Consider the following 10,076-nt stretch of genomic DNA (forward strand, 5'->3'; position numbering starts at 1 on the left):
AAGTATTTAACAAAACCAAAAATGAAGGTGCTTTAATTGGCATTAGCTCTTCGCTTTATGATAAATATAAAAATCTCTATAAATCAAAACTTGCTAGAGTAAAGCAATCAAGTAAAATAAAAAGCTTACAAGAAAAATATCCTGATTTAGATATTATTAATGCTTATAAATATGCCATATTAAGCAATAAATGTGCTTTATTAAATGAAGATATTGAAGATTTTGAAAATATTATAAAGATTTTATTGCAATTAAATATCGCTAAAAACAAACAAAAACAAGCCTAAAATCAAAAATCTACTATAAAGCAATATCAACCTAGCATTAAATAATTAAAATCGATTTATGAGCTTGTTTTGTGTTATAATTTATTTTGCATAGATTTTATTAATCAATAGTTTTATTTTTTATAGGTAAAAGAGTTTTAAATATAGATAGAATATTAGAAAAAATTTAACTAATGCACTTAACGAACTTCAACAAACATTATCTAATTCTTATTTAGAATTGTATTCTTGCACTACAAACAAACACCTTCAATTGGTTTTTTCATCTTTACATAATAACATCACAGAGTGTTTTAAAAAAATGAACGAACGTCTTCCATCTACCGAAAAAAGCAATAAACATTATTTGGCCGACTATAGTAAAAAGTTAAAAACCAATATAGAGTTAGCTTTGCACTTACAGAAAGAATTTAAAAACAGTGAGTTATCTTTTGAGATAGATAAATATTATTACAATATTTTTAAACAGTGCTTAGATTTTCTAGAAAATAGTGGAGGTAGTGAGATTCCTTTAGGAATGAAAAAAATAACTATTTATGAAAAAATATCTATTTTTATTTTGTCAAATAAAATAAATATTCCAAACATACTCAGAAGTTGCACTTTAACTCCTATTGGTAGTGGATATTATGCTAATGTGTATAAATATTACGATGATTTTATCAATGTCATTTTGCACTAAAGAGACTAAATAAGGCTACCAACAATAAAGAATTTATTAGATTTATTAAAGAGTATGAAATAATGAGAAGTGTTAACAATCCTTATATTCTAAAAGTATATTCTATGGGTGAAAAAAGAAGGAATATATTATGGAGTATGCTGATTTAACTTTAGAAAATTATATAAAAAATTATAACCAAAAGCTTTCAAACAATGAAAGAATTTCCTTAGGTTGTCAAGTGCTCAGAGGAATTGAAATTCTATGGAATAATAATATATTACATAGAGACATTAGTTTTAATAATATCTTACTGAAGTTATATGATAATATTTATCCTGTGATAAAAATTTCTGATTTTGGATTAGCAAAAGAAATTAATAGCGATTCAATAAGTATTGATACGGAAATAAAAGGGAGTTTAAATGATTTTTCTACTTTGAAAATTAAAGGTTTTAATGAGTATAACATTGAAGATGAGCTTTATGCGTTAACTCAAGTCTTGTATTTTATAGCTACAGGTAAAGAGAATGTAAAAAAAGCAAATTGTGATTTTTTAAAAAAAGGAATTAGTGAAGACAAGGAAAATAGATACAAAAAGCTAGAGGACTTAAAAGTGGATTTTATTTCTCTTTTAAAAGCAAGATAACTAGGTTAAACTAGTTATCTTGGATAGTATTAATTAATTCTTGTGTCATTTCAATAACATCTTGTGATTTATTGTGTTTTAAAATATAAACTCCATCTTCATCTTCTTTTTCTAAAACAAAATCACTATTTATATTTTCTATAATAAATTTATCATTCAATTTTAAAAGCCACCCATTTTTATTACATGATATTATTTCTATTTTATCAGCAATTTTAATATATTCAGATCTTTGTTCATCTTCTATCAAATGGATATTACTTATTTCAGATAATATTTTTACATAAGTATTTACATATTTACTACCCATTGTTTCACCATACATCTTATCTATATTAAAATTTTCTTCATCATACCAAACAAAATAATTTTTTTCCCTTTTTTCTGTATTGTTAAATATTTTATCTCCATATTTAATGAAATAATAAACCCAACTGGTATAGTTTATATTACTTTTGTTATTGAGATAATCCGAAACTAACTGCTCTAATATTTCATTTGAATCATAATCTAAAAACTCATCCTTAATAGATTTATATTTTTTAAAGAACTGATAAAATAAGTTAAGGTAGTCTATGCAATCTTCCATATCATTTTGATTATTCTTGGTTAATAAAATTTCCCATTTATCATCAACACCAAAGTAATATTTTAAACCAGAGCCAGCAAAACCAATATATTTTACATAGTCATCTATAGTTAGCAAAGACCTAATAATTAAATGAGTTTGACTATTAAAAATTTCATCAATATTATCACTTGTAAATTTTAACAATTCTTTATCTTCAAACAAAAAGAAAGATAGATCTCCACAAATATATTTATAATCTTCTAATTGTTGAATGGTGTATTTTAAATTATTGTCATTTTGTATATATTTTGCTTTATATACTTCTTGATCTAATGAATCTTTGCTTATATCTGTATTTGTTAATTTTACTTCATTATTGATTAGATAGGTATATATATTTTCTTTTGCATTAACTAAAGACATATTTAATATATAATGTAATTTTTCATAAGATAAAGTAGCAGTATAATCTATTTTACCTTGCTTTAAAGCTCTAATTCTCTGAATTAAATTTCTTACAATTCTAAGTTTATCTAATAAATTTACAACATTAATATTACTTTCATTTTCTACAAAATTACTAATAATGATGAATAATAATATTTTTTGCTGTAAATTAATCAGATTACCCTTATCATTATTAATTACTTTTATTAATAAATCTGGATATTTATCAAATAAAGCTAATTTATTTTTTTCAAAATTAACCGAAAGGTTTTCCTTGTTAAAATTAGCTATATTTTCTAAGTATTTAATAGCTTTAAAGAAGAAATCAATATTTTCATCATCAAAATACACATTTTCAATCAACTTACTAATGTTTTTTTTCATATTTTCAAAATCAATAACTGTTGTTTTTTCTTTATTTTTTACATGAAGCATTTCACTGATAAAATAAAAAAAATTCATAAAAGCATCATCTATCAAATGGTGCTTATTTTTAAAGCCTAATCTCCAAAACAAATCTGTCCACTCGCCATCAATATTTTTTATAAAATATTCTTTGAAGAGATTTTTCTTATTGCTAATTAGAAATTTTTCAAATTCTGCTTTAAAAATTTCAAAATCTGTTAATTTTTTACCTCTAGCATTCATTTTTATATACAAATCATCATCTAAATTAAAATTCTCTAGTTTAATAAAATGAAATTTAAGTAATTCTAATTTATCAAAGAATTCTTCGTTGTTAAATTTTTTATGTATATCATCTATCATTGCTAGCATAGATTTAATAGTAGGATCATTATCCCAAAAATATAAAAACCAACTGCTGTTTTTAATTTTTTCAGATAATTTATCACCATCTTCAAAAGTATTAAATTCTTCTTGTATTAATTTTTGACAAAACTCTCTTGAACTAGCTCTAGTTTCATAAGTAAATTTTTTTAAAAAATCTATTTCTTTATCTTCCTTTTTTCCGAAGTACCAATAAAGTAAAAAAATAGTAGTCAGTCTTTGTTGCCCATCAAGCGGCAAAAAAACATCATTTTTAACACTTCCATAAATAAAATCTAAACGCATTTCTTTATTGTTGTTCAAGTGTGCAAGAATATTGTCTAAAAATTTATCCCTGATAACACTAGCCTCAATTCTTCCTTGCGCATAATCTCTCTGTATAATAGGAATTTCAATTTTATATTCTTCAATTAATTTTTTAAAATTGGTAATATTTTTAAGCATTGTTATTCTCCATTTTTTATAAAAACATTGATTTTTTCTTCAATAGCTTTTAAATACGAATCTTGATCACTACTAGTCCAAAAATAAATATTTTTTATATCATCAAATTTTTCACTATAATACTTCATAAACACATTTTTAGTGCATAAAGGGATGAATTTTCCATTTTTTTCATCTTCTTTTAATTTATTTCTTTTAATAGCAAATATATGATTGCTAAGCTTACTATTTGTATCAAGCGAAAGCAAAGTCAAATTAGCTATACTATGTTTATCTTCAGGACTAAAATATTCAAAAACATCGTTAGTTATATCAGCAAATTTTTTATCATCAATGTTTTCATTTATATTATCAATAAGTTTTTTTAATAATGAAGTTGTTTGCTCATTCGAATTATCATCTTGAAGTAATTTTAAAATATCAATAATTTCTTTCATCCATTGTTTTTTTTCATCTTTGCTTTTTATGGTAAATCTGCTTTGAGGATTTATGTGTTCTAAGCTCCATTTTTCTGATATAAATTTATCAAATGAAAATCTTATATCACTCTCTAAATATGTAGCTATGTTAAATAGCAATAATATCTTCTTTATCTCATTTTTATTATCTTCATAGCTCATTTCCTTTATTTCACTTATATTTTTTACATTTACACGCTTACTAATTTGCTCCTCTATAAATAGCACAAAATCCTCTTTGCTCTTTTTTGAAGATTCTTTATAAAGACTAACTAGTGATTTTTCGCTTTCTTTGTTTTCTAAAACATTTAAATAGCCTATTAAATGATATAACTTATGATTTTCATACCAATATTTAAATGTTAAAAATATTTTTTTAACTTCTAACCAAATTTCATCTAAAACTTTAAGCTTATTATCGCCTTTAAGTTTATCAGCAAAAAATCTATAAATCACATAAGAGTCTTCATATTTTTCATCTTTTTTTATTTTGTAGTAAGTTTTAAACAAAAGCTCTATTCTTGCTGGATAATCTTCATCGCTAGTTAAAAATCTCCAAAATTCATTGTTTTGTAAGGCATATTCCATTTCATCCCATTCTTTAGAAATTTCAATTTGTCTTAAATCAACTTCTTCTTTTTTAAAGTTATTACTATTTAAAAATAAGGCTTTGATTAATTCGGCATTAGTTAATGGAATTTTTCCGCTATTTATTCTTGAGAATACTTCCCTTTCATCTTCATTATCTTCTATTTCATGCCATATAATTCTCACATTTTTTGCTATATTATTTTGTGATGTTAAAATTCTAAAAAATTCTTGCCTTCTGTTGTTATTTTCACTAAACCATTTTTCAATATATTCATAAGCCTTGCTCATATAATAAAAATCAATATTTGATTCTTTTTCATTTGTTTTGTATTTTTCTTGTATATTTTTTAAAAAATCTTTACTATCTTTTCTAGTTTCATATTCTATTTCAAATGATTCATATCTACTATCATCCATATATAATTTAAAATGAGAAAGAATCATATATATAGTAGTAAGTCTTTGTTGTCCATCAACTAATTTATATTTTTTCTCATCTTGTTCGTATTTTTTTACAATAATCGGCTGTAAGCAATAAAAACTATCTTTCTTATCATCCTCTTTTTCACAAAAATTCCATATATCTTCTAATAAATCTCTAACTTGTGTTTTATCCCATCTATAACCCCTTTGATAAGATGGAATTACAAAATTCAACCCAAATAAATCATTTATTGATTTAATATCACTCATTATCTTCTCCAAATATCTTTTTTTCATTTTGTTCTATAAAATCTAAAATGTGCATAATTTCACCTAAATTATTAAGTTCCATTTTAGATATTTTTTTATCATATTCTTCTTTTACTCTTTTTTTGATCTCAAAGAACACTTTTTCATATTCTTCTTTAGGTATTTTTTTATCACTATATAAACAAAATCCTAATTCTAGTGTATATAAATCTTTATTTTCATTTCTGACCTGATTATAACATTCTAGATTAAAATTATCTATTTCTTTTCGTATAGTTTTAGAAACAATATGACCTAATAATCCCAAAAAATACCTTGTACAATAATACTTATCATTTATGTTTTTATTTTTTAAATTGGCTATAAATTCTGATATTTTCGGATTAAAATCATCTTCTAATTTTATTTTTTTATTAATCAGTATTTTAAAAACATCATAAAACATATTTGAATACCGCAAAACTAATGTATCGTTATTACCTAATTTGCCACTTAAAAACGCATTTATATATTTTTTAATAATATTAGCTATATTAGAAAAATCTAAATTTTTATTTTTTTGGTATTGATTAGATAAAAAATAGTTCATGCTATCATATTGGTTAATTCCTAATAAATTGTTTTCCAATTTTTCATTAAAACTATCTATGATTAATTCAAAATTTTCTTGAGCTAAATCTACCCAAGAACTAATTACTAAAAAACTATCGAATAATTGACTATACTTAGTTGCAATAAATCCTGAAGTAGTAAAATTTTTACAAATATTTTTATTAATTTTATCTATATCTTTATTGTTATTTAATTTCAATATGTAATTTTGCTTAAAATATTTATCAAAGATCTTTTTTAATTCCTGGCTTTTAAAATATTTTATAGCAAAACTAAATACATTCAATTCAACTTCAATAGAAATATTTTCTTTGGTGTATTTATAAGAATTTTCTGTTTTTAGTCCATTGATAGAATAGTAAATCAACAATCCTTCTATAATGTTACTATATATAGATTTCAACTCATATATAATCTTCAGTCTTACTTCTAGATTGACAATCCTGGAAAAAATATTACAAAGTAAATAAAATTTATTATCAAAAGTTAGCCCTCCTTTGATATGTCTATTATATTCTTCTATAATTTCTTCCTTAAGAACATAAGTCTTAATTATATTTTCTCCTATAAAAAAATCAAAATCTTTTATATGGGCTATCTCGTTCCTATTTTTTTCTGGAAGTTTTAAATACATTTCACTTATGTTGATTTTATCCATTTCTTTTAAATAAGTTTTTATTTCTTCAATTTCGTTTTCTTCAATTATACTTCTAAATACAAAGTTTTTTCTATTGGTTTCACTTATAAACCAAGTAGTGTAATCTTTATTTTTAAAAGCATTTTTAGATACTCTTTTTAAAGCATTATAAGATTGTATATAATGTTCATTTTGATAAAGCCAAAAAGCTAAACTTAGTTCTTCTTCATCACTCAAGTTTTTTAGTGTAAGTTTTTTTATTTTATCTTCTATATAATCATAATTAAAATATAATAAATCCTTATCTAATATAAATTTATTTTTCAATTTCCCATATTCTTTATTACAAGTATACACCATGGTATTTGTTAAATTTGCAATTTTATTAAAAGTTTCTTCTTTTATATTTTCAGCTAATTTATTATTATTTATTCTAATTGCTAGCGAATCTAAGTTAATTTCTTGATAGCTTATTTGAAAATAATTCTTTAAATCCTGTACTAGTAGCTTTGGTATTATAAATTTGCAATTTTTGTATCTTTGCAAAAAATCCTCCACTTTATCATTTATCTCTTGATTGCTTAACATATCTAAATCAAAATATTTTTTATCTAAATCACCTAAAAACAAATCTAATACATTGTCAATAGAATTATTAATTTCATTTTTAAAAAAGAAATCATATAAAAATTGTTCATAATCATTTTTTTTATATATTTCATCTAAATATAAAATATAAATATTTTTATTTTTATAAAAATCAAACTCTAATTTATCAAATTTTTTATTTATTTTGACAAGATATACAGGTTTTATGTTGCTAGCTTTGGAATTTACCCATGAAATGATTTGTTTTACATTGCTATCACTAAGCGAATATCCCATTAAAACTACCAAATCAGTAGAAAAAATACCTTTGATATAATTTTCTATTAAGGGGAAATTATCAGAATATTTTAGATAATCATCTTCTTTAAAAACTATATTTTGATCTTCTAAACTCCCATGCATTTTAATAAGCTTTGAAAATCCAGTTGCAAATCCTATATCTTCATCTTTTTTTATAATATTATAAAAACAACCTTCCTCATCTATTCCTTTTTCAAATAGATTATCCCAATTAGTAGTGATAAGATTTTTTAGATTTAATTTTACTATTTTTTTATGCAAGTCGTTTGGTTGTTTATTATCTGGAATAAATTCGCTTAGCTTTTGATAATAATAATTTTCTCCAAACTGATTATAAAATTTTTCTGCTAAAACTAAATTATCTTCAGAATATTTTTCGTTACCATAAAGTTCTTTTGAAATATTATTTATAAGTTCGCTCCAAGTAGGTAAGCCGGAATTAACACTGATTCCAGCTCCTGCAAATATGCTTAAATAATTTTCATCAAGTGCTTTTTTAATATTTTCAATACTAGTATTTAAAAATGCTTTATATTGTTCTTTCTTCATCACTCACACTCCATTTTACTAATCTCATTTATCAAATCAACACTTTTTATAGATAAATTAATGATTTTTAAAAGAAGTTCATAGATATATTTACTACCTTGATAATCATTTGGATTATTTTCTATCAAACTTTTTTTATCTATGCTTATTTGATAGCGATCGATAATCCAATCAATCGCACTTTTGCCATTGATTTTATACTCATAAGCAATATTTGGTATATTTTTTATAGTGATATTGTGATTATAAAAAATATCATTTCCTAGTTTTTTCATCTTAGTGACTTTATAAAACTCATCATTGTCTGTATCAGCCAAAACTCCATCTTTAAATTCTACTTCTTTAAACATTTCATTATTTTCATAGTTTAAATGTAAAGCGGCTAGCTTTTTACCCAAAATGCTTAAGCTTTTAAAATCTTTACTTATAGGTACTCTTGGGGCTTCTTTTGAAAGTTCAAATTTGTATTTTTCTAAATAGCCTTTGTGATTTAAAATCGCATAAATATAATAAAATATATCTTCTTTATTTATAGTTTCATCTTGTAATTGTTTTTTAAATTCATCTAAAGCAAAATCACTTATAGCGTATTCTTTACTTCCATTTTCTTGATAAAAATAAAGCGGAAAAGCTTGAGTATTAGCTAAAGTTTGTAAATCTGCTATGGAATTTACTATAAAAGATGAAAAATCTTTAGTCGCCATTAAGCTTGTTAAAATCAACAAATTCTCATCTGTATTTTTAGGGAATAATTTTGAAAATTGAGATTGTCTTTCATTCCAAGTTTTTTCCCAGTAAAGATATTCTTTAGTAAAGGGACGATAAAAACTAATTCTTATATTTTCTTGATTGAATTCTTTAATTTTTTCATTATTTATAAAATTTTGTTTTAATCCGGCAGTCCAAGAAATTTTAGTTTCATCTATGGTTATATCTTTATCACTTAACTCTTTATAAAGTTCTGATTTTTTAATATTTTTATTTTTTTCTAAAAATGCTTGGTGATCAAATTTAGCTAAGTCTTCATTATAAGTAGCTATGCATTTTTGCATAGAATATCCAAGCTTTTCTTTAGAAAAATTATAAGCCCAGCTATCACGATTTGTTGCTATACCTGTGGCATTTATAGCAAAAATTCCATATTCATTTTTATCGCTTTTTAAAGGCATTAAATTATCAAAGTCCTCTCCTCTTTGATTGATCCAATCGCCTTTTTCATTTGGGATTATATTTATAAAAGGCACATTTGATACACTTTTAAAATTTTCTAGCTTATCAAGCTTAGTTTGTCTATCTAGATAATCTCCTATATCATAATAGTGAATTTTATTTGTTTTAGCATTTGTATCTTTTATAAAAAATACTATGGCTACACTTGCTCTTGAGCCACTATCAAATATTTTTCCACCTTCTTTTCTTGAAGTTTCACCTGAAGTTCTTTGATTTCCTCTTAAATTTAAAATATAAATATCACTAAATTCTTTAGCTACGCATTTTCTAAAGCCATCAGCGCTTGTTGCATCTATAAAGCCTCCATTTACTACAAAGCCTATAATGCCATTATCTTTTATTTTATCGCTTGCCATACGCAAAGCTTGGATTAGTGTATCTCTAGTATTTTTAGCTAAATTTGCACTTGATTCTTTGCCATAAGTGTCTTTGACGCGTTTTTCTAAATTTGGGTGAGAAATGTTTGCATTATTATCATTTGCACTACTTGCTCCAGCTGAATAAGGAGGATTACCTATGATAACTTTTATTTTTTCATTGGCTATTAAG

The 10,076-nt window shown here is 23.4% G+C and carries 6 protein-coding genes and 1 pseudogene; 3 read left to right on the forward strand and 4 right to left on the reverse strand.

Annotated elements, in window-relative coordinates:
- The 3 genes and pseudogenes from L8V85_RS08060 to L8V85_RS08070 all read left to right on the forward strand — a co-directional run.
- Positions 1–287 (forward strand): annotated as a pseudogene (locus tag L8V85_RS08060) (hypothetical protein); the annotation flags it as partial.
- A gap of 301 nt (positions 288–588) precedes the next feature.
- A complete protein-coding gene (locus tag L8V85_RS08065) occupies positions 589–969 on the forward strand; it encodes a hypothetical protein (protein WP_263658006.1) in 381 nt (126 codons plus the stop codon).
- Between the two features lie 130 nt (positions 970–1,099).
- Positions 1,100–1,597, forward strand: a complete 498-nt coding sequence (locus L8V85_RS08070) for a protein kinase domain-containing protein (RefSeq protein ID WP_263658005.1) — start codon at positions 1,100–1,102, stop codon at positions 1,595–1,597.
- Positions 1,598–1,607: 10 nt separating this feature from the next.
- On the opposite strand, the gene L8V85_RS08075 is transcribed toward L8V85_RS08070, so the two are convergent.
- The 4 genes from L8V85_RS08075 to L8V85_RS08090 all read right to left on the reverse strand — a co-directional run.
- Positions 1,608–3,848, reverse strand: coding sequence for a DUF262 domain-containing protein (locus tag L8V85_RS08075; RefSeq protein ID WP_263658004.1), 2,241 nt, complete (start codon positions 3,846–3,848; stop codon positions 1,608–1,610).
- A 2-nt stretch (positions 3,849–3,850) separates the two neighbouring features.
- Entirely contained in the window at positions 3,851–5,590 is a 1,740-nt protein-coding gene (locus tag L8V85_RS08080) for a DUF262 domain-containing protein (RefSeq protein ID WP_263658003.1), read from the reverse strand.
- Positions 5,583–8,297 carry an SIR2 family protein gene (locus L8V85_RS08085; RefSeq protein WP_263658002.1) on the reverse strand — a complete coding sequence of 905 codons (2,715 nt, stop codon included), beginning with the start codon at positions 8,295–8,297 and terminating at the stop codon, positions 5,583–5,585. Before L8V85_RS08085 ends, L8V85_RS08080 begins: the two co-directional genes overlap by 8 nt.
- Positions 8,297–10,076, reverse strand: a 1,780-nt coding sequence (locus tag L8V85_RS08090) for a type ISP restriction/modification enzyme (RefSeq protein WP_318529735.1), incomplete at its 5' end; no start/stop codon positions are given. The genes L8V85_RS08090 and L8V85_RS08085, both read right to left, overlap by 1 nt.

Origin of the sequence: Campylobacter sp. IFREMER_LSEM_CL2090, from assembly GCF_025771865.1 — a bacterium.
GTDB classification, from domain to species: Bacteria; Campylobacterota; Campylobacteria; order Campylobacterales; family Campylobacteraceae; genus Campylobacter_D; species Campylobacter_D lari_D.

Excerpts from the sequence above, each read along its gene's own strand:
- L8V85_RS08075 (WP_263658004.1), bottom strand. The coding sequence starts at position 3,848 with ATGCTTAAAAATATTACCAATTTTAAAAAATTAATTGAAGAATATAAA.
- L8V85_RS08085 (WP_263658002.1), bottom strand. The coding sequence starts at position 8,297 with ATGAAGAAAGAACAATATAAAGCATTTTTAAATACTAGTATTGAAAAT.
- L8V85_RS08080 (WP_263658003.1), bottom strand. The coding sequence starts at position 5,590 with ATGAGTGATATTAAATCAATAAATGATTTATTTGGGTTGAATTTTGTA.
- L8V85_RS08065 (WP_263658006.1), top strand. The coding sequence starts at position 589 with ATGAACGAACGTCTTCCATCTACCGAAAAAAGCAATAAACATTATTTG.
- L8V85_RS08070 (WP_263658005.1), top strand. The coding sequence starts at position 1,100 with ATGGAGTATGCTGATTTAACTTTAGAAAATTATATAAAAAATTATAAC.